The sequence below is a fragment of the Enterovibrio qingdaonensis genome, assembly GCF_028683135.1.
GTDB classification, from domain to species: Bacteria; Pseudomonadota; Gammaproteobacteria; order Enterobacterales; family Vibrionaceae; genus Enterovibrio; species Enterovibrio qingdaonensis.
Genome location: NZ_JAJUBB010000019.1, coordinates 74,319 through 94,593, shown reverse-complemented (window position 1 = coordinate 94,593; position 20,275 = coordinate 74,319). Strand labels below are relative to the sequence as shown.

General features: G+C 49.5%; 16 protein-coding genes. 10 read left to right on the top strand and 6 right to left on the bottom strand.

The window, feature by feature from the left end:
- Nucleotides 1–106: 106 nt before the first annotated feature.
- Nucleotides 107–1,663, top strand: a complete 1,557-nt coding sequence (locus tag LRP49_RS20205; protein ID WP_274144402.1) for an AbgT family transporter — start codon at nucleotides 107–109, stop codon at nucleotides 1,661–1,663.
- 75 nt (nucleotides 1,664–1,738) lie between these two features.
- Here LRP49_RS20205 and fghA read toward each other — a convergent pair whose 3' ends face one another.
- Complete coding sequence (gene fghA / locus LRP49_RS20200; RefSeq protein ID WP_274144400.1) at nucleotides 1,739–2,584, bottom strand: S-formylglutathione hydrolase; 846 nt, start codon at nucleotides 2,582–2,584, stop codon at nucleotides 1,739–1,741.
- Nucleotides 2,585–2,643: 59 nt separating this feature from the next.
- Nucleotides 2,644–3,774 (bottom strand): S-(hydroxymethyl)glutathione dehydrogenase/class III alcohol dehydrogenase, encoded by a 1,131-nt coding sequence (locus LRP49_RS20195; RefSeq protein WP_274144398.1) that lies wholly within the window; start codon nucleotides 3,772–3,774, stop codon nucleotides 2,644–2,646.
- Between the two features lie 186 nt (nucleotides 3,775–3,960).
- Here LRP49_RS20195 and LRP49_RS20190 point away from each other — a divergent pair, with 186 nt between their 5' ends.
- Both LRP49_RS20190 and tadA read left to right on the top strand, forming a co-directional pair.
- The gene (locus LRP49_RS20190) at nucleotides 3,961–4,866 is read left to right on the top strand and encodes a LysR family transcriptional regulator (protein ID WP_274144396.1); all 906 of its coding nucleotides are present in this window, start codon (nucleotides 3,961–3,963) and stop codon (nucleotides 4,864–4,866) included.
- A gap of 51 nt (nucleotides 4,867–4,917) precedes the next feature.
- Entirely contained in the window at nucleotides 4,918–5,442 is a 525-nt protein-coding gene (tadA, locus tag LRP49_RS20185; RefSeq protein WP_274144394.1) for a tRNA adenosine(34) deaminase TadA, read from the top strand.
- Between the two features lie 262 nt (nucleotides 5,443–5,704).
- Here tadA and mltF read toward each other — a convergent pair whose 3' ends face one another.
- Entirely contained in the window at nucleotides 5,705–7,222 is a 1,518-nt protein-coding gene (gene mltF, locus LRP49_RS20180) for a membrane-bound lytic murein transglycosylase MltF (protein ID WP_420791642.1), read from the bottom strand.
- A gap of 349 nt (nucleotides 7,223–7,571) precedes the next feature.
- On the opposite strand from mltF, the gene purL reads away from it, so the two are divergent.
- The 3 genes from purL to glnB all read left to right on the top strand — a co-directional run bounded on the left by purL (nucleotide 7,572) and on the right by glnB (nucleotide 12,547).
- A complete protein-coding gene (purL, locus tag LRP49_RS20175; protein WP_274144391.1) occupies nucleotides 7,572–11,480 on the top strand; it encodes a phosphoribosylformylglycinamidine synthase in 3,909 nt (1,302 codons plus the stop codon).
- Nucleotides 11,481–11,677: 197 nt separating this feature from the next.
- Nucleotides 11,678–12,112 carry a GNAT family N-acetyltransferase gene (locus LRP49_RS20170; RefSeq protein WP_274144389.1) on the top strand — a complete coding sequence of 145 codons (435 nt, stop codon included), beginning with the start codon at nucleotides 11,678–11,680 and terminating at the stop codon, nucleotides 12,110–12,112.
- 96 nt (nucleotides 12,113–12,208) lie between these two features.
- Nucleotides 12,209–12,547 carry a nitrogen regulatory protein P-II gene (gene glnB / locus LRP49_RS20165; protein ID WP_274144387.1) on the top strand — a complete coding sequence of 113 codons (339 nt, stop codon included), beginning with the start codon at nucleotides 12,209–12,211 and terminating at the stop codon, nucleotides 12,545–12,547.
- A gap of 59 nt (nucleotides 12,548–12,606) precedes the next feature.
- Here the strand turns inward: glnB and cra are convergent, their stop codons facing one another.
- The gene (gene cra / locus LRP49_RS20160) at nucleotides 12,607–13,587 is read right to left on the bottom strand and encodes a catabolite repressor/activator (RefSeq protein ID WP_274144385.1); all 981 of its coding nucleotides are present in this window, start codon (nucleotides 13,585–13,587) and stop codon (nucleotides 12,607–12,609) included.
- Nucleotides 13,588–13,859: 272 nt separating this feature from the next.
- Here cra and fruB point away from each other — a divergent pair, with 272 nt between their 5' ends.
- The 3 genes from fruB to fruA are packed head-to-tail and all read left to right on the top strand — an operon-like array spanning nucleotide 13,860 to nucleotide 17,674.
- Nucleotides 13,860–14,978, top strand: coding sequence for a fused PTS fructose transporter subunit IIA/HPr protein (gene fruB, locus LRP49_RS20155; RefSeq protein ID WP_274144383.1), 1,119 nt, complete (start codon nucleotides 13,860–13,862; stop codon nucleotides 14,976–14,978).
- A complete protein-coding gene (gene pfkB / locus LRP49_RS20150; RefSeq protein WP_078751128.1) occupies nucleotides 14,979–15,926 on the top strand; it encodes a 1-phosphofructokinase in 948 nt (315 codons plus the stop codon). It abuts the gene before it with no gap.
- Between the two features lie 17 nt (nucleotides 15,927–15,943).
- The gene (gene fruA / locus LRP49_RS20145) at nucleotides 15,944–17,674 is read left to right on the top strand and encodes a PTS fructose transporter subunit IIBC (RefSeq protein WP_274144381.1); all 1,731 of its coding nucleotides are present in this window, start codon (nucleotides 15,944–15,946) and stop codon (nucleotides 17,672–17,674) included.
- A gap of 70 nt (nucleotides 17,675–17,744) precedes the next feature.
- Here fruA and LRP49_RS20140 read toward each other — a convergent pair whose 3' ends face one another.
- A complete protein-coding gene (locus LRP49_RS20140) occupies nucleotides 17,745–17,882 on the bottom strand; it encodes a hypothetical protein (RefSeq protein ID WP_274144379.1) in 138 nt (45 codons plus the stop codon).
- A complete protein-coding gene (locus tag LRP49_RS20135) occupies nucleotides 17,879–19,072 on the bottom strand; it encodes an FMN-binding protein (RefSeq protein WP_274144377.1) in 1,194 nt (397 codons plus the stop codon). The genes LRP49_RS20140 and LRP49_RS20135 overlap by 4 nt, the downstream gene beginning before the upstream one ends.
- 228 nt (nucleotides 19,073–19,300) lie before the next feature.
- Between LRP49_RS20135 and LRP49_RS20130 the strand changes: the two genes are divergently transcribed.
- A complete protein-coding gene (locus LRP49_RS20130) occupies nucleotides 19,301–20,203 on the top strand; it encodes a LysR family transcriptional regulator (protein ID WP_274144375.1) in 903 nt (300 codons plus the stop codon).
- Nucleotides 20,204–20,275: the final 72 nt, after the last annotated feature.

Genomic DNA, 20,275 nt, shown 5'->3' with positions numbered 1-20,275 from the left:
AACATTTGCTAATTTCGAGTCGAAAAATTACGGATACCTCCGACGTCTCACTCGAAATAACAAAGTGTGGTGATTTCGGAAACACTCATCGAATAGGTGGTACGAAATGAGTCAAGTTTCACAAGGAGCGCCTCAGCAGAGCGGCGCGATTGCGTTCATTGAACGTGTTGGTAAAAAGATCCCCGATCCCGTTATCATTTTTATGTTCCTTTTTGTTGGTGCTCTGGCACTAACGGGTCTTATCGGTGGCATGGAATTCCAAACAACAGGTGCAGATGGTCAACCTGTTAGTCACACCGTTAAAAGCATGCTGGCAACTGAAAACGTTCGCTGGATGTTCGACAACGCGATTCTGGAAAACTGGCTGAAATTCGGTCATGGCGTATTGGGCGTTATCCTCGTTGTTATGCTGGGTGTTGGTATCGCTGAAAACTCAGGTCTTCTGGGTGCGGTGATCAAACGTGTTGGTTTGAAGCTGAACGAAAAATGGCTGCCAATGCTGCTGATTTTCCTGGGTATCATGAGCTCAATCGCAACAGATGCAGGCTACCTGGTACTGATCCCGCTGGCGGGTATGCTTTACGCAGGTGTGGGTAAAAACCCACTGATCGGTATGGCGGCGGCATTCGCGGGTGTATCAGCAGGCTTTAGTGCAAACCTTATTCCTGCAACGCCAATTGACGTAATCGTTGGTCTGAATGCACGTGTATTTGCTGAAGCGCAGGGCGTACCGTTCACTACCGCAGACGGTGTTGAGCTGAACCCAGCGACAATGCACTACTTCTTCATCGCAATCTCTACGTTTATGCTGGCGATTCTGGGTGCATGGGTCACTAAGCGTTTCGTTGCGCCGCGCCTTGAGAAAATGTCTTACATCATTCCAGAAGATCTGGAGCAGAAAGACTTTGCCGTGAGCACTGAAGAGCAAAAAGGTCTGCGTGCTGCAGGTCTAGGTCTGATTGCATCTCTGGCTGCGATTGTTGCATTGGCGATGGGTCCTCTGGCTCCGTACACAGATGCTGCTGGCCGTACCGTAACGCCATACATGAACAACGTTATTCTGCTGATCGCAATGGTGTTTGCAGTCACGGGTATTTGTTTTGGTTACAGCACGGGCAAATTCAAGTCGCTGCAAGACGTGGTTAACGCCATGGTTAAGCAGATGAACACCTTCGGTTATGTTCTGGTTCTGACCTTCTTCAGCCATAACTTCCTGGCGGTATTGAGCTACTCAGGTCTGGGTGTTTACATCACTTACTTGGGTGCGACGTCTTTGTCTGCGCTGGGCTTGGAAAACTACCCAACCCTGTTGATCATTGGCTTTATCATTACGACAGCGATCATCAACTTGTTCGTGGGTGGTTTGACATCGAAGTGGATGCTATTGGGCCCAATCTTTATCCCAATGCTTTACCAAGTTAACCCGAACATGACACCAGACGTAGTTTCTGCCGCATTCCGTGTTGCTGACTCATCAACAAATATCATCACACCGATGATGACCTATGCGGGTGTTATTCTGGCATTCATGCGTAAGTACAAGCCTGAGCTGACGTTTGGTGATGTGATTGCGATGATGGTGCCTTACTCGGCAGCGTTCCTGACAGTGTGGACGGGTCTGTTGATTGCATTCTTTACCTTCAACATTCCACTGGGTTTCTAATTCTCGGTGCTGACGTTGAAATGAAAAACCCGGCTTAGCCGGGTTTTTTTATACCATTAGGTTAGCGATCAATTGCTACTTCTTCAGGTGTTCAGCGTGGAATCGAAGGTGGTCTTCGATAAAGCTAGAGATGAAGTAATAACTGTGGTCATAACCTTCTTGCATCCGAAGTTCTAATGCGTAGCCTGCATCTTTTGCTGCACTCACCAGATTTTCCGGTTTTAATTGCTCATGCAAGAATTGGTCTGCGTCACCTTGGTCCACCAACATAGGTACGTGGTTCTCTGTCTTTGCAATCAGCGCGCAGGTGTCATACTCAAGCCAGGTTGAGCGGTCTTCACCCAAGTAGTTGGTGAAGGCTTTTTCTCCCCAAGGGACGACAGCAGGATTAACGATAGGGCTAAATGCTGACACAGAACGATACGCATCGCTATTTTTCAATGCAATGGTTAATGCGCCGTGACCACCCATGCTGTGGCCTGAGATGGCTTTGACATTGCTGACAGGAAAATGGCCTTCCACGATAGCTGGAAGCTCTTTTACCACGTAATCGTACATTTGATAGTAGCGATTCCACGGAGCCTCGGTCGCGTTCAGATAGAAGCCTGCACCAATACCGAAATCGTACGCACCGTCTGGGTCGTCAGGGATACTGTCGCCGCGTGGGCTTGTATCGGGCGCGACAATGGCAATGCCAAGCTCTGCGGCAACGCGATGCGCCCCCGCTTTCTGCATGAAGTTTTCATCTGTACAAGTCAGTCCCGACAGCCAATAAAGCACGGGCACTTTGTTAGACTCCGATGCTTGAGGGGGCAGGAAAATCGCAAAACGCATCGGACAATGAACAGTGCGTGAGGTGTGCGTGTACTGTTTATGCCAGCCACCAAAGCTGCGATTGCTACTGCTATTTTCTAGACTCATATTGGGCTCCAAAGCAGGCTTTTTTTTGAAGCCTGCACCGGTTTACTTTTTAGGGAAGATTATTTGTCGTAGTGAATAACTGAACGAATACTCTTACCTTCGTGCATCAGGTCAAATGCTTCGTTGATGCGGTCAAGCCCCATGGTGTGTGTGATGAAATCATCCAGCTTAAATTCGCCAGCCATGTAACGCTCTACAATTTCTGGCAACTCTGAACGGCCTTTTACACCACCGAATGCAGAACCGCGCCATACACGACCTGTCACCAATTGGAATGGACGGGTAGAGATTTCTTGGCCTGCACCGGCAACACCGATGATGACTGACTCGCCCCAGCCTTTGTGGCAGCACTCAAGTGCAGAACGCATAACGTTCACGTTACCGATACACTCAAACGAGTAATCCACACCACCGTCAGTCATTTCAACAATGACGTCTTGAATAGGCTTATCGAACTTGGTTGGGTTGATGCAATCAGTCGCGCCCAGTTTCTTCGCAAGTTCATATTTGCTTTCATTGATGTCGATACCAATGATGCGGCTTGCGCCTGCCATTGCTGCACCAATGATGGCTGAAAGACCAATACCACCCAAACCAAAGACAGCAACGGTGTCGCCTTTTTGTACTTTGGCAGTGTTAAGTACTGCACCCATGCCTGTTGTAACACCACAACCCAGAAGACACACTTCTTCAAGAGGGGCTTCTTTGTTCACTTTCGCCAGAGAAATTTCTGGCAGTACGGTGTACTCAGAAAACGTTGAACAGCCCATGTAGTGATAAATAGGTTGGCCATCTTTATAGAAACGTGTGGTGCCATCTGGCATCAGGCCTTTACCTTGTGTTTCGCGAATTTTCTGACACAGGTTGGTTTTACCTGACTTACAGAACTTACACTCGCCACATTCAGGTGTATAAAGAGGGATAACGTGGTCACCGACCTGAACACTGGTCACACCTTCACCAACTTGCTCAACAATACCGCCACCTTCATGGCCAAGGATAGCAGGGAAGATTCCCTCAGGATCATCACCTGACAGCGTAAAGGCATCAGTGTGACAAACACCTGTAGCAGTGATTCGAACCAGTACTTCGCCCGCTCTCGGTAGCATTACGTCTACTTCTTCGATGCTCAGTGGCTTGCCTGCTTCCCACGCAATCGCTGCACGAGATTTAATAAATTGATCTGCCATTGGCTGTATCCTCTGTCGCGTTAGGTCAGTCTTACTCATTGACTAACCGTAGGAGAAATTGAAAAGCTCCGTTTGTCCACTTCTGTGACAATGCGGAATTGCGTTGCGCTATGGGGCATAGTTTATTTGTTTCTCTCAAAGTGATAATCCATAATCCCAGCAATTAACTTTTACTGGTGAGTAATAATGACGAGTTGGCAGGGTATTTCTGAGTTTTTGGCCGTTGTTGAGACCGCCAGTTTTACCAAAGCAGCGCAGCGGTTGGGAACCTCGACCGCGCATGTGAGCAGACAAATCGCCATCCTAGAAGATAGGCTAAATACGCGACTCTTTTTCAGAACGACACGTCGTGTTTCTACGACAGAAGAAGGGGATATTTACTATCAACATTGCCGCATGCTGGCTGACGGTATAAGAGAAGCAGAAAGCGCAGTCACGCAATTGCGTGAAACGCCGAGCGGCCATATTAAATTGACCGCGCCTGTGACTTACGGCGAGAAGATGATCATGCCGTTGATCCTAGATTTTATGCAGATGCACCCGGAGATCCAGGTCGATGTGGACCTGACAAATTTACCGTTGGATCTCATCAATTCTGGGTGTGATTTTGCGATTCGTTTAGGACGTTTGAACGATTCCTCCATGGTGTGTAAGCGCCTAGCTACACGCAAGCTGATCGTATGTGGTTCTCCGGACTATTTAGCGATAAATGGGACGCCGCATACACTGTCAGAATTGTCGCAATTTAATTGCCTTTTGGGTCAGCACGACTATTGGCGATTCAGAGAAAATGGCAAGGAACGCTCGGTCCGGATTCGCGGAACGCTGCGATGTAATAGTGGATTGGCATTGCTTGATGCAGCCATTCGAGGAATTGGCTTAATTCAACTGCCAGATTATTACCTGCAAGAAGCCCTCACTTCGGGAGAGTTAGTCAAAGTCCTGAATGCGCATCAGGATATGGAAGAAGGGATCTGGGCTTTGTTCCCGCACCGCCGCCTGCAACCACTTCGTGTGAAATTGCTGGTGGATTTTTTGGCAGAAAACCTGACAGAAATGAGCACAAACAGCGCAAAGCAGGTGCCAGCGTAGATGTAATTAAGGTTATACTCCGCAACGTTTAAGTATGTTCAGGAAAAGTCAGTGACACAGAGCGATACAGACCTGCAATTTATGCAACGCGCCATTGAATTGGCTTCACGCGCAGAAGCGGAAGGTGAAGTGCCCGTTGGTGCGTTGGTAGTGCATGATGGCAAAGTAATAGGTGAGGGCTGGAATCGGTTGATTGGTCAACACGATGCTACGGCTCATGCTGAAATGATGGCTTTGCGCCAAGCCGGAAAGGTGTTGCAGAACTACCGACTTCTGGATGCCGTTTTGTATGTCACGTTAGAGCCTTGTCCAATGTGCGCGTCAGCCATGGTGCATAGCCGTATCGGAAAAGTGGTTTATGGGGCACCAGATCTGAAAACGGGCGCGGCGGGCAGTATCATGAATTTGCTAAGCTACGACGGTGTTAACCACCACGTTCAATACCAAGGTGGCGTGATGGAAGCGGAATGCCGCGAACAACTTCAAGCGTTTTTCCGTCGTCGTCGTGCTGAGAAAAAAGCGGACAAAGAAGCGCGTAAGGCTTCCGACAATGGCGACTCAACGCCTACTCGTTAGAAATTATCATCCATCATGGCGAACTCGCGAATTGCAAAGGTTCGTTGACGCCACAGCACTTTCTTCAAATTTACGTTTCTCATACGCTTGCGGCGATTCGACGCCGCACTCGAATTGCGTGAGAAATTCGCCTGTACTTTTCTTTTGTTGGCAAACATCGTTTTCTAATCCTTTTTAAAGAAAAAGCGCAGCCAGTGCTGCGCTTCTCGAAGACCTGACTTAACAGGTTATAACTTGCGATTGTTAACACACTATGACAAGTCTAGTTGCCTTTGTTACTTTCGCTTTTGTCGCTAACGTCAGTTTCCCCTTTTTCAGCGACATCCGTTTTTGGCTCTTCCACCGCTTCGGTTTCCGTCAACACCGCTTCTCCGCCTGTTTCTGTCGGTGCTTCGACAGTAATGGTTTGCAAGCTTTCAAGGTTCTCACTCAAATCAGCTTGGATCGCCTGAGCCTTTTCTTGCTCATAGCCAACAATGCTTTGGTAATAGCGACGAATGTTTTCAACGTAGCTCAACGCCTCATAGCCACGAGCGTAGCCATAGCGTGTTTGTTTGTAGTATTGACGCTTTGCCAGTAATGGCAGACGTTGCTTCACATCGGCCCACGAGTCTGGGTTGCCACCTTGTGCCTTGGTGAGGCGTCTTGCATCCATCATGTGGCCAAAACCAATGTTGTATGAGGCGAGTGCAAACCAAATTTTCTCATGCTCGTTCACGCTGTCTGGTACACGGCGCAACATTTGGCTTAAGTAAGCAGCACCGCCACGGATACTTTGCTCTGGATCCAAACGGTTCTTCACGCCAACGGATTTGGCCGTAGGCAAGGTCAACATCATCATGCCGCGCACACCGGTTGGTGATACCGCACGAGGGTTCCAATGCGATTCCTGATAGGACAGTGCTGCTAATAAACGCCAGTCAAACTCGTTGGCATACTTCTTAAACAGCGGCTCCCACTTTGGTAAGCGGTTGTCGATAGCACGCAAGAAGGCGCGGGTATCTACAAAGTCAAAGCTATCTACATGACCGAAGTATTTCTCTTCCATCGCTGCAAGTTGACCGCTTTGTGCTTTCTTACCAAAGAACTCGATCATCAGTGCATACACACTGTCGTCCTGCGCTTTTTTCATAAACCAGGCGACGGGTTCATCTTCAGTGAGCTCCATCGCTACGGTAATTTCAGGGTGCGTGCGTTGAACCAGTGCTATATCGACAGAATCGGCAATGGTAAAGTCCAAGACACCATCGGCGACTTGCTTTAACAGTTCGTCATCGTCGGTATCTTTGACGCTTTCCCACACCAAATCTGGGTATTGGCGTTGAATGCCGTTCAATGTAAGCGCATGGCTAGAGTCTTCAACAACCGCGACACGCGCACCGTCTTTGTTCAATTCGGTGAGATTACGCGGACGCCAGTGACCATTTTTGTACACCAATTGTTGGCTGACATAGTAATACGCCGGACCAGGACGGAAATGTTCTAGTCTGTCCGCAGTAATGGTGAGGCCAGCAGCAATGATATCGACGTCACCACGATCCAACGCAGGGAAAAGACCCGATAAGGTGTACGCGGGTTGCATTTCAAGTTTCACCCCCAGGCTTTGTGCAAACTGGGTGGCTAATTCATAGTCCAATCCGGTTGGTCCGTTTGGGCCGATATAGTAAGAAAGTTGATTGTTGAGTGTGCCGACACGAAGAACACCGCGATCTCGGATTTTCTCCAAGACAGTTCTGTCGTCATATTTCCATTCACACCCTGCAATCAAGAGCACCATCATGGTGCCAGCAAGCAGTCGAGATATTCGTTTTACAGCTTTACCGTTCAAAAAGTTATGCTCACTTGTTATCGTTAGAAGTCAGTTATACCAAAGCTCGGTCGCAGCGAAAAGTTGTGGCGCAGTGTTCTTGCTTTACGGGCTTTATTTTTTATGTCGTGAACGTTCGCGAAAAAAAGTTACGCAAACGGTTGCGTCAAGTGTTACGTCGCTCACTTTTTTCCCCTATAATACCGCCCCGAAGCAAGTAAAAGTGGTATTGCCGTGGCTTTGACTCTGATTTTATCAAATTAAAATCAGGAAGTTAGGCCAATGCTACTTTAATTCACCGCTAACCGAGAGACGTACGCACATGGAAATTTTGCGTGGTTCCCCCGCTCTGTCCGAATTTCGAGTCAATAAACTGCTGGAAAGCTGTCAGGCGAATGATTTACCCGTTATTAGCCTTTACGCAGAGTTTGTTCACTTTGCAGATGTCAGCGCACCGCTGAACACTGTAGAACAACAGAAACTGGATCGCCTGCTTACTTACGGGCCAACCATTGCAGAACATGCACCTACCGGTACCCTTTTCCTCGTTACACCTCGTCCTGGCACGATCTCCCCTTGGTCTTCAAAAGCCACGGATATTGCTCACAACTGTGGTCTTAACCAAATTAAACGCCTTGAGCGTGGTACAGCCTACTACGTTGAACTTTCGAGCGACTTGTCTGAAGACCAAGCGAAGCAGCTTGTAAGCTTGCTTCACGACCGCATGATGGAAGTGATATTTAACCAACTTGATGATGCATCGGCTTTGTTCAAAGCGGCAACTCCTGCGCCAATGACGGCAGTGGATGTGCTAAACGGAGGCCGTGAAGCGCTGGAGAAAGCCAACGTTGAGCTGGGTCTTGCGCTCGCGGATGATGAAATTGACTATTTGGTGGAAAGCTTCATTAAATTGGGCCGTAACCCAAATGACATTGAGCTTATGATGTTTGCACAGGCAAACTCTGAGCATTGTCGTCATAAGATTTTTAATGCTGACTGGACAATTGATGGTGTTGATCAGGACAAGAGCCTGTTCAAAATGATCAAAAATACCTTTGAGCACAACAGCGAATACGTATTGTCTGCCTATAAAGATAATGCCGCTGTTATGGTTGGCTCCGAGGTGGGACGCTTCTTCCCGAACCCTGAATCACGTCAGTATGACTACCATCAGGAAGAAGCACACATTCTGATGAAGGTAGAAACGCACAACCACCCAACCGCGATTTCTCCATGGCCTGGCGCATCAACAGGTTCTGGTGGTGAAATTCGTGATGAAGGCGCGACCGGTATTGGTGGTAAGCCAAAAGCAGGTCTGGTGGGTTTCACCGTGTCCAACCTGCGTATTCCGGGTTTTGAGCAACCTTGGGAAACCGATTTCGGCAAACCAAACCGCATCGTTAATGCTCTTGATATTATGCTGGAAGGCCCATTGGGCGGCGCGGCATTTAACAACGAGTTTGGTCGTCCTAACCTTCTGGGTTACTTCCGTACTTATGAAGAGAAAGTGGCGTCGCACAACGGCGAAGAAGTGCGTGGCTATCACAAGCCAATCATGATTGCGGGCGGCATGGGTAATATCCGTGACCAGCACGTTCAGAAAAAAGAAATCCCTGTCGGCGCGAAGCTGATTGTTCTTGGCGGCCCTGCGATGAATATCGGTCTGGGCGGGGGCGCAGCATCGTCAATGGCATCAGGCCAATCAACAGAAGATCTGGACTTCGCTTCTGTACAGCGTGAAAACCCAGAAATGGAACGCCGTTGTCAGGAAGTGATTGACCGCTGCTGGCAGTTGGGTGACCAAAACCCGATTGCCTTTATCCACGATGTGGGCGCAGGCGGTATTTCTAACGCCTTGCCGGAGCTAGTGGATGATGGCGAGCGTGGCGGTAAGTTCCAGCTGCGTGATGTGCCTAATGACGAACCGGGCATGAGCCCGCTGGCAATCTGGTGTAACGAATCGCAAGAGCGTTATGTTATGGCCGTCGCGGCTGAAAATATGGATGTGTTCGACGCGATTTGTAAGCGTGAGCGCGCACCGTATGCGGTTGTGGGTGAGGCAACTGAAGAGCGTCACCTGACGCTGGAAGACAGCCATTTCGACAACACGCCAATTGATATGCCAATGGATATCTTGCTTGGCAAGCCACCGAAGATGCACCGTGACGTGACCTCTTTGAAAGTAGAAGGTCAGGCAATTTCGCGTGACGGTATCTCGGTCGAAGATGCGACTCAACGTGTCCTTCGCCTACCGTCTGTAGCAGAGAAAACCTTCCTTATTACTATTGGTGACCGCACGGTAACCGGTCTGGTAGCGCGTGACCAAATGGTGGGTCCATGGCAGGTGCCAGTGGCGAACTGTGCGGTGACTGCTGCAAGCTATGACACCTACCATGGTGAAGCGATGTCCATGGGTGAGCGTACGCCTGTAGCATTGTTGGATTTCGCAGCGTCTGCACGTCTGGCGGTGGCTGAGTCGCTGACAAACATTGCCTGTTCAGATATTGGCGACCTGAAACGCATTAAGCTGTCTGCTAACTGGATGGCGGCTGCGGGTCACCCGGGTGAAGATGCTGGTCTCTACGAAGCGGTTAAAGCGATTGGTGAAGAACTGTGTCCTGCGCTTGATTTGACGATTCCGGTGGGTAAAGACTCTATGTCTATGAAAACCCGCTGGGAAGAGAACGGCGAGCAGAAAGAAAATACCTCTCCGCTTTCTCTGATCATTACAGCATTTGGCCGTGTTGAAGACGTTCGCAAGACAGTGACGCCGCAACTTCGCACTGACAAAGGTGATAGCGCACTGTTGCTGGTGGATTTGGGGCAAGGCAAAAACCGCTTGGGCGCAACCGCACTGGCGCAGGTTTACAAGCAACTGGGTGACAAACCTGCTGACGTAGACAGCCCTGAGCTACTGAAAGGCTTCTTCAATGCGATGCAAGCACTGGTTCGCGACGAGAAACTGCTGGCTTACCATGACCGTGGTGATGGCGGTCTTTACGTCACGCTGGCAGAAATGGCATTTGCTGGCCACACCGGTGTAGAAGTGGACATCAATACCCTGTCTGCAAACGGTGAATGCACTGACGATCTTGCTGCCTTGTTTAACGAAGAGTTGGGTGTAGTCATTCAGGTGCGTGCTGACGAGCTGGATGCGGTGTTGTCAACTTTGTCTGCTCACGGTCTCGAAGCGTGTAGCCATGTGATTGGTACCTTGAGCGACGACGATGCGGTTCGTATCTGGAATGGCGATGCACTGGTTCTGGATCAGAACGCAACAGAACTTCGCACCATTTGGGCAGAAACTACCTACCAAATGCAGGCAATGCGTGACAATCCTACGTGTGCTGAGCAAGAGTTTGACGCCAAGAAAGACGTGACCAACCCGGGCTTGTCTGCAAGCCTGACGTTTGATGTTCAGGAAGATGTCGCGGCACCGTTTATTGCAACGGGCGCGCGTCCTCAAATGGCTATCTTGCGTGAGCAAGGCGTGAACTCTCACGTAGAAATGGCTGCGGCGTTCGACCGTGCAGGTTTTGACGCGAAAGACGTTCACATGAGTGACGTGTTGGCGGGCAACGTATCACTGGAAGAGTTTAATGGTCTGGTGGCATGTGGCGGCTTCTCTTACGGTGACGTATTGGGTGCCGGCGAAGGTTGGGCAAAGTCGATTCTGTTCAATGAGCAGGCGCGTGATCAGTTTGAACGTTTCTTCCACCGTGGCGATTCTTTCGCGCTGGGTGTGTGTAATGGTTGTCAGATGCTGTCTAACCTGCACGAGCTTATCCCAGGTGCTGACTTGTGGCCGCGATTTGTTCGCAACGAATCAGAGCGTTTTGAAGCGCGCTTTAGCTTAGTACAAGTGCAGGAAAGCCCATCCTTGTTCTTAAGTGGTATGGCGGGTTCTCATATGCCAATCGCGGTATCTCACGGTGAAGGCCGTGTAGAAGTGCGTAATGCTGAGCATTTGGCGGCGATTGAGCAATCAGGCACGGTTGCACTTCGTTACCTCGACAACTTCGGCAAGGTGACGGAAGCCTACCCAGCGAACCCGAATGGATCGCCAAACGGTATTACTGGCCTGACAACGACTGACGGTCGCGTCACCATTATGATGCCGCACCCAGAGCGCGTGTTCCGTACTGTCGCTAACTCATGGCACCCAGATAACTGGGGTGAGGACAGCGCGTGGATGCGCATGTTCCGCAATGCGCGTGTGAAATTGGGTTAATTCAGCAAGCTGGAAAGTCCAAACTTGTGACACAAGCCGCTACCTTTGGGTAGCGGCTTTTTAATGCCATTGCCTCTGGTTATCGTGAAAGGGTAAAGTGTGCCGGCTGTAGATTTTCCAGCTGGATGCGTTTCCCCGTGACGAGGGTTTTCGTCGTGAAACGTGATTGTTGCCAGTTGGCTTTAGGAGAAAATGCAATGGATGCAATCCGCTTTACACTCATTCCGAATGGTCAGGTGCCTGACACACTTCACGCGCAATTCCCTTCGATTAATCAAGTTGCTGATGCGTCGCAAGACGGCGAAATCCCCATGTTAGTGGCGGAGAAAAACGGCCAAGCCGTAGCTGTTGCGATGTTACAGCACCCGAAACGCCATAATGGTGTGATGGTCGAGCAGGCAACGCTGACACTGCTTGAGGTAGATGAAGCCTCCCGATTGCAGGGGGTTGGAAAGTCACTGCTTAATGCATTGGAAGCCTATGCTGCGACCATTACTTATGAGTTAAAGGTGGAATGTGGCGCAGTGATTGGCCGGAAGCCAATGCAGGCACTGCTGACTACCTCAGGTTACGAGCCACCTTTTGCCAGTGGTGATGTGAAACCTGCGCAATGGCGAAAATCATTAGTTTAACGATGAATTTGTGCAGCGAAACTGCGCATACCGAATCTCATCGGGTTACAATTAAAGTATTGAGCTGACGGCTTAAAAATTTGAAGGGAAGATGACATGAAAAAAATCGAAGCGATTATCAAGCCATTTAAACTTGACGATGTTCGCGAAGCACTGGCAGAAGTTGGCATCACAGGGATGACGGTGTCTGAGGTAAAAGGCTTTGGTCGTCAAAAAGGCCACACTGAGCTCTACCGCGGCGCAGAGTACATGGTGGACTTCCTGCCTAAAGTGAAACTCGAAATCGTTGTGGCTGATGACGTTGCAGAGCAGTGTATCGATGCGATCGTAGAAACAGCACAAACTGGAAAAATCGGTGACGGTAAGATCTTCGTGACTGATATTGAACGCGTGATTCGAATTCGTACCGGTGAAGAAGACGAAGAAGCTATCTAACGCGTAAACACTATTCAAAAAAATGCCTCCCAATCGGGAGGCATTTTTTTTACGAAGACTTAGACGCGCCAATTCGGTTTACGGGGGACGACCTCAACACCACTGTGATAGCGACCTGCAATCGCATTTAGGGTTAACTCAAGCGCGTGCTCACTGATAAGTTCAAACTGTTGTGGCAGGGACTGAACCTTCATGGGTATGAAATCGAGTGTTCGGTTATTCCCGAAAGTCGCAAATTTCACCGTTCGGCCAATCTCAGGATATTCGAGGATGGCGTCCAGTACACCTTCGAACAAGGCATAGGATGTTGTTACGATCGCATCTGGCAAGTTGCCCTGTTTTGCCCACTCAACCATGATGCGTCTGCCTTCTTTCTGACTGAAATGATCACCGTAGGCGATTTGGGTGTTAGCATTGCTTTTTCGGGCTGCAGACAAAAAGCCTTGCTCCCGCTCGCGTGAAATCCCAAGCTCAGGTACAGCCCCGATAAGCCCTAGAGACCTTGCGCCAAGTTCGACGAGCTTATTGGTCAGCGAAAAGGCACCTTCCAAATCTTCGCTGATCACACTGGCAAAGTGTTCGTCATTCAATGCTCGGTCAATCGCGATCACGGGCGTGCCAGAGGCTTGAATGGCAGGGTAGAAGTCGTTATCCATTGGCAATGACGAGGCGACGATCAGTGCATCTATCTTACGGCTGACCAAGAGGTTTACAACTTGCTTTTCGGTGTCGGGATTGTCATCAGAGCAACTGATAATGAGCTGGTATCCGGCCTGTCGTGCATCACGCTCAAGTAGCTTGGCAATTTTGGCGTAACTGGTGTTTTCCAGATCTGGAATCACAAGCCCAAAAGAGCGACTGGTGCCAGCACGCAGGGCACTGGCTGCATGATCTGGACGGTAATTGTATTTGTCCACCACGGCCATGACTTTTTGCTGAGTGCGTTCGCTGATCCGGTACTTGGCTGACTTACCATTAATCACATAGCTTGCTGTGGTACGCGAGACACCCGCTAAACGTGCGATTTCATCCAGTTTCATTTCCTGCCGTTCCTTTACTCTGTGCGCGTGATCAAAAAAAGCGCAAAAGATCGTATCGATTCTTTGCATTATAAGCTGAATGGATTCAGTATCGGTAGCTGAAAGGTTTCAGCAAAGAGTAAAACTGTGCGTGAGACCTGTTTTTTGGATTTAAAGCTGAAACGATTCAGTCCCATTTGAGAATAGGGTGGTGAGTCGGTTCAGCGAACTGAATGCATGATGGCGCGATTCGATTAATGACAAATTCCGCGCGACGAGTAGAGGTAAGCAACATGTTGGAACTTACGCAACGCGACATTCTTCTGGGTAAGAAGGCGTCAAATAAGCAAGATGCGATTCGCAGTATCGCGGAAGACTTGGTTCAGAAGGGCTTGGTCGCAGAAGGTTATGGCGAAGGTATGCTTGAGCGCGAAGCGCAGAACTCGACATACCTAGGTAACGGCATTGCGATTCCACATGGCACCACGACTACGCGTCACCTTGTGAACCAGACCGGTGTGCAAATTCATCACTTTGCGGAAGGTGTAGATTGGGGCAACGGCAACACGGTTTACCTTGCGATTGGTATTGCTGCTAAATCGGATGAACATCTTGGCATCTTGAAACAACTGACCCACGTGCTATCAGCTGATGGTATCGAAGAAGCATTAAAAAATGCCAACAGCGAAAATGACATTCTGGCCGTGCTGAACGGTGATAGCCAAAAGGGCCTGCTATTTGACGAATCAGTGATCACGCTGAACTTCCCTGCTTCAGACTTGATTTCTCTGACGGCAGTCTGTGCTGGGAAACTAAAAAATGCAGGTGCCGTTGGCGAAGCCTTTGTTGCCGATCTCGTTGCGAAAACACCAACCAATTTGGGGCAGGGCCTTTGGATGGTCTCGTCTTCCAAAGCTGTCTCTCAAACCGCAATCGCGTTTATCAGTGCACAGTCTGCATTTAGCAACAATGGTGCTGAGGTGAAAGGCCTTATCGCTGTCGCAGCGTCGACTGCTGAGCATGTAGAGGTGCTCAATAACCTGACTGGCTTGGTGTTTGATGGTAAAGCGTCTGAACTTTTCACTGATTCACCTGAGGCTGTGGTTAAAGTGCTGACCGACGTGCGTCAGGCGGGCATTTCTCAAGTCTTCAAAATTAAAAATGCACATGGACTGCACGCGCGTCCGGGCGCGATGTTGGTGAATGTGGCGAAGAAATTTGATTCAAAAATCTGGGTGGCCAACGTGAGTGCGGATGGTGCGCAGGTGAATGCGAAGAGCTTAATGAAAGTGATCTCTTTGGGTGTGAAGCGTGACCATGAGTTGGAGTTTATAGCTGATGGCGCAGACGCACAGCAAGCGTTGGATGCGATTGGAGAAGCTATCGCAGACGGTCTAGGCGAGGGCAGATAAATGAATACTCGTGGTGTAGTAACTGTCACTTTAAACCCAGCTCTGGATATGACGGGGGCGTTGGGTGAATTAAAGCCGGGCTTGGTGAATTTGATTGGCTCTTCAAATCTTAATCCTGGCGGTAAAGGTGTCAATGTGGCCAAGGTACTGGCCGAACTCGGTGCAAAAGTGACAGTGACAGGTTTTCTGGGTGATGAGAACCAAGACCCCTTTGCCCACCTGTTTGAGCAAAAAGGCATCGCAGATCGCTTTGTGCGCGTCGCTGGCGCATCGCGCATCAACGTCAAATTGGTTGAAGAGTCAGGTCGCGTTACCGACCTTAACTTCCCGGGTGTCACCGTGAGTGATGAAGACTTGGATGCCTTTGAAGCGACCTTGAATGAGCTGGCGGAAGAGAACGACCTTTTCGTGATTGCGGGCAGCCTGCCGGGCGGTGTAAGCCCAGCCATGCTGGCGTCTTGGATTGAGATGTTGCGTGCGAAGGGCAAGAAAGTGCTATTCGACAGCAGCAATGCTGCACTGACGGCAGGCCTGAAAGCCTCGCCTTGGTTAGTAAAGCCAAATGACGAAGAGCTTTCTCAATGGGTCGGTAAGGCTCTGGAAAGTGAAGATGAGCTGTTGGCGACCGGTGAGAGTTTGTCTGAAACAGGCATTGATAACGTCGTGATTTCTCGCGGTGCCGAAGGCGTACTTTGGCTTCGCGATGGCAAGTGGCTTCAAAGCCAGCCGCCACGTATGAAAGTGGTGAGCACGGTCGGTGCTGGCGACACGCTGGTAGCGGGTATGTGTTGGGCCGAGTTGAATCAATGGGACCGCGAAGTGTCGCTGAGCTTTGCAACCGCGCTGTCAGCACTGGCGGTGACGCAAGTTAATGTTGGCGTTGAAGACATTGCACATGTCGAAGCACTTCAACGCGAAATTATCGTGAAACAACTAAAACAAGATTAAAGGAACAGGGTAGAGAGATGAAAGCGATCATTGTTACATCATGCCCAAGTGGTATTGCGAACACCATTATTGCTGCTGGGGTGCTGGAGAAAGCAGCGTCAGCCATGAATTGGCAAGCGACAATCGAATGTCAAAACACGGTGAAAACCGTCGAAAAAGCATCTCAGGCAGACATTGATGCCGCCGACGTTATTGTGGTTGTCGGTGCTGCTAATGACATGGCTCGCTTTAACGGCAAGTCAGTTTATCTCGCGTCATTGGATGCGTGTTTCGCTGATCCGAAGCAGTTTTTGACAGACGCAGCAGCCAATGCGAAAACCTATGCCCATGCTGAAGAAACCTCGGTAGACGCTCAGGCTCCATCATCACAAAAACGCATTGTCGGTATCACAGCATGCCCGACAGGTGTGGCGCACACTTTCATGGCGGCAGAAGCGGTGGAAGAAGAAGCGAAAACACAAGGCATGTGGGTGAAAATCGAAACCCGTGGCTCGGTCGGTGCAAAGAACCAACTGACAGCAGAAGAAATTGCAGCGGCGGATTTGGTGTTCATCGGTGCTGATATCGAAGTGGACATGTCTCGCTTTGATGGTAAGCGTGTATACCGCACCAGCACGGGTGCGGCTCTTAAAAAGACCAAAGAAGAGCTGGCAAAAGCCTTTACTGAAGCCGAAGTTTACAAGCATGGTGGTGCTAAAGCAGATAGCAACAAGCAAGAGCGTACAGGTGCCTACAAGCACTTGATGACGGGCGTGTCTCACATGCTGCCGCTGGTTGTGGCGGGTGGTTTGTGTATTGCGCTGTCGTTTGTATTCGGTATTGAAGCGTTTAAAGAGTCTGGCACCTTGGCTGCAGCTCTGATGGAAATTGGCGGCGGCAGCGCGTTTGCACTGATGGTTCCGGTGCTCGCAGGTTTTATCGCTTTCTCGATTGCGGACCGTCCGGGTCTGGCTCCGGGTCTTATCGGCGGTATGCTGGCAAGCTCAACGGGTGCGGGCTTCTTAGGTGGTATCGTGGCAGGTTTCCTGGCGGGTTACACCGCGAAATTCATCGCCGATAAAGTGCAACTGCCAGATTCTATGGCAGCGCTGAAACCTATCCTGATCATTCCATTGGTCGCGAGCTTGATCACCGGTCTTATCATGATTTTCGTGGTGGGCGGTCCGGTCGCTGGCGTGATGAACAGCCTGACTGAGTTCCTAAACAGCATGGGTTCAACCAACGCGGTTCTGCTGGGTGTGATTCTGGGCGCCATGATGTGTTTCGACTTGGGTGGTCCTGTGAACAAAGCGGCGTACACCTTCGGCGTGGGTCTGCTGGCTTCTCAAACGTACACCCCAATGGCGGCAGTCATGGCAGCAGGTATGGTACCGGCGATGGGTATGGGCTTGGCGACCATGCTGGCGCGAAGCAAATTCAATGCGCAAGAGCGTGAAGCGGGCAAAGCATCGTTCGTACTGGGTATGTGCTTTATCTCAGAAGGTGCCATCCCATTCGCGGCGCGTGACCCAATGCGTGTTATCCCAGCATGTATGGCTGGTGGTGCGCTGACAGGTGCCTTATCAATGCTGGTAGGTGCAAAACTGATGGCACCGCACGGCGGTATCTTTGTACTGTTCATTCCAAATGCCATTACGTCAGTGTTCCTGTACCTGGCAGCGATTGCGGCAGGTACGGCAGTAACAGGTATCTTGTATGCCGTGCTGAAACAGCGTGAAACCGTACAAGCGGTTCCTCAACAAGCATAATTTTCTGCAGCAATCTAAAAAGGCTCCCTCTGGGAGCCTTTTTTATCAGCGAGTGTTATTTCAGCCAATGCTATTTCAGCCAGTGCTCCATAACGTTATTGACCCAAAATAGAACAATCACGAAAAGCGTGGTGATGTACATGCCAGTCGCAATCAATTTCGTGATTGGCGAAGTGGCTTTTTTCTCTGTGGCCTTTTTACGCATCATGCTTTCCTTCTTTTTGGTGCGTCCAACTCACTGCTTAGGATCTTTTTGACCGACTGGCGTTTAGCAACGGCGTAGTTGATGCCGCGTCCTAAAGGGCATAGCAGTCGACACCAGAAATCTTTCACGAAGAAGCTACCAAACAGGGCCAACGGCAGTATGTACCATTGCACGCCAACACCGTCGAGGGAGAACAGCATGGAGAAGGGTTCATAGCCGCTGATGGCAGGGTTACGAGAAAGAAAAATCAACATCAAGCTTATCCAAAGCAGAACGTTGATGATGTCGACGCTATGTTTTTTAATCGCGTCAGGAATAGGCCAATTATTTCCACTTAGCTTGTGTGCCCAACGCTGGATATGGTGAAACGGGCAAAGGTGGCTGCAGTAAAGGTTTTTGCCCAACCACAAGATACCAACCACGACGGTGCCGAGGATGAGATAAATGGTTGGGTTTTGTCTCGGATCCGGCCAGTACCCTAAAAGGAACGACGAAACGGAAGAGACCGACAGAGCCATGTTCGCCCAGTATCCGACGACAGCAACAGACAAAACCCCTACGGTGACCAGATGGTACTGACGCAACGTCGCAGGCAAGTGACGCTCAAAAAGTACCAATGCTATCAGCACGGCAATCAAGAAATCAGGTAAGCCAATGTTCCACGCTACAGGCAGGACGGATGCTGTCAGGTGTTGGTCAGTCGCTACTTCATGCGCCGCTTTTCGCACTGCATCGGTTATTCCCACGACAGTCAGGGTGGCACCAGATATCCCGTCTACATCATGGTTGATGGCAAAGCCGTCAGTGATGACTTTACCCTCTAGTCGACTCAGGAAACGTTGATTTAACACGTTAACGACGTATCCGGGGGTGTCGACATGATCGAGAAGCTCAAGCTGACGGACTTTGTTGTTGGTATCCAAAGCGAATACCACACTCAGCGGACCGCCATATCCTTGCGCTTCTGCAGCATAGACACGGTATATCTCGGCATCTCCTTTTACATCAAAGCCGCTTTCTAAAGGGGTTTCTGTGATTTTTGCAGAAGGAAAGTGTGTGTGCAGCGCATCAGTAAAGGGCGTCGATTGTGTATAGCCAAACCACCAAGCTCCGACTAAGGCGACAAGGCTTAGGTAGCCAAGTAGTTTCGTCGCCAGTTTTCTTGATGACGAAGGGCGTCTTGCTCTGTTCATATCTCAACTTATTGGAAAACTCCGTTGAGGCATTTTTGCATCGAAACACAAAACGCGTTACCCGCTAGAAAGAATAAGGGGTATCACAGTTTTGCTATGTCTGGTGGAGTGTGGTCGGCAAAAACGCTCAGATGTTGACGCTTATCAATAAGTAACGTAGGACTTCCTGACAATGTGCTTCGCCGTCAGTAATGCGAAAACAATGTGCTGGGCGAGGAAGTACAGAGCATGAAAATTGAAGACTTGTTTTTGTTTGTTCAGGTGGCAGATCAACTGAGTTTTACCGGTGCTGCTAATGTGCTCGATCTGCCACAATCGACGGTCAGCCGCAAAATAAAACAGATGGAAGACGTGCTGGAAGTGCGTTTGTTTGAGCGAACCTGTCGTGAAATATTCCTAACCGAGCCAGGAAAGCAGTTTTACCTACATAGTAAGAAAATAGTGGAAGAATATGAGAATGCGAAGTCATTTTTGACTGAGTACAGTGAAGAGCCAAGTGGCGATATTACACTGCATTGCATGCCATATTTCACAAGGCTGCTGTCGGATGACTTTTTCCCTAAGTTTATGAAGTCATTTCCTAATATTCGTATTACCACACGCTCTTTTGAGCCATCCAAAATGGAACAACTGCAAGATGGTGATTTGATCTTTTACCTGTTTCCTCCGCGTGATCCCAATATGGTTGCGAGAAGAATATTTACGATTAGCCGCAGGTTTTATGCATCTCCTGAGTATCTTTTACAACACGGTGAGCCCAAACATCCCAGTGAATTGGAAAAGCATAACTGTTTGCGTTTTGATAGCCGAATTTTGCCTGCAGATGTCTGGCAATACTCTGATGGAAATGAACTATGCTCCGTCAAAGTCAGTGGAAGTTTTACCTGTGACTCGATAAAAGCCACCTTTGACTTATCAGTGAGGGGCGTGGGTGTTTGCTGGGTACCTCAAACAATGGCCGATAAGATGGTGCGTGAGAAGAAACTTGTCTGTCTTTTTGGTGGAAAGTACGGCATGGAACAACCGTATTATGTGATTTACCATTCTAGAAATTATCTCCCTAAAAAGACGAAGGTGTTTTTAGAAATGCTCACAAAGCACATGGAAGGGAATAAACAAATATTTGTTTAGTGGGAAGGGGGTATAGCATTTTTGCTCTGCTTTCATGCGTACACCGTCAGTAGACTCGCTTAATCTCAGCGA

Coding starts and splice junctions, on each gene's coding strand:
- LRP49_RS20205 (WP_274144402.1), top strand. CDS start 107: ATGAGTCAAGTTTCACAAGGAGCGCCTCAGCAGAGCGGCGCGATTGCG.
- fghA (WP_274144400.1), bottom strand. CDS start 2,584: ATGAGTCTAGAAAATAGCAGTAGCAATCGCAGCTTTGGTGGCTGGCAT.
- LRP49_RS20195 (WP_274144398.1), bottom strand. CDS start 3,774: ATGGCAGATCAATTTATTAAATCTCGTGCAGCGATTGCGTGGGAAGCA.
- LRP49_RS20190 (WP_274144396.1), top strand. CDS start 3,961: ATGACGAGTTGGCAGGGTATTTCTGAGTTTTTGGCCGTTGTTGAGACC.
- mltF (WP_420791642.1), bottom strand. CDS start 7,222: ATGATGGTGCTCTTGATTGCAGGGTGTGAATGGAAATATGACGACAGA.
- purL (WP_274144391.1), top strand. CDS start 7,572: ATGGAAATTTTGCGTGGTTCCCCCGCTCTGTCCGAATTTCGAGTCAAT.
- LRP49_RS20170 (WP_274144389.1), top strand. CDS start 11,678: ATGGATGCAATCCGCTTTACACTCATTCCGAATGGTCAGGTGCCTGAC.
- glnB (WP_274144387.1), top strand. CDS start 12,209: ATGAAAAAAATCGAAGCGATTATCAAGCCATTTAAACTTGACGATGTT.
- cra (WP_274144385.1), bottom strand. CDS start 13,587: ATGAAACTGGATGAAATCGCACGTTTAGCGGGTGTCTCGCGTACCACA.
- fruB (WP_274144383.1), top strand. CDS start 13,860: ATGTTGGAACTTACGCAACGCGACATTCTTCTGGGTAAGAAGGCGTCA.
- pfkB (WP_078751128.1), top strand. CDS start 14,979: ATGAATACTCGTGGTGTAGTAACTGTCACTTTAAACCCAGCTCTGGAT.
- fruA (WP_274144381.1), top strand. CDS start 15,944: ATGAAAGCGATCATTGTTACATCATGCCCAAGTGGTATTGCGAACACC.
- LRP49_RS20140 (WP_274144379.1), bottom strand. CDS start 17,882: ATGATGCGTAAAAAGGCCACAGAGAAAAAAGCCACTTCGCCAATCACG.
- LRP49_RS20135 (WP_274144377.1), bottom strand. CDS start 19,072: ATGAACAGAGCAAGACGCCCTTCGTCATCAAGAAAACTGGCGACGAAA.
- LRP49_RS20130 (WP_274144375.1), top strand. CDS start 19,301: ATGAAAATTGAAGACTTGTTTTTGTTTGTTCAGGTGGCAGATCAACTG.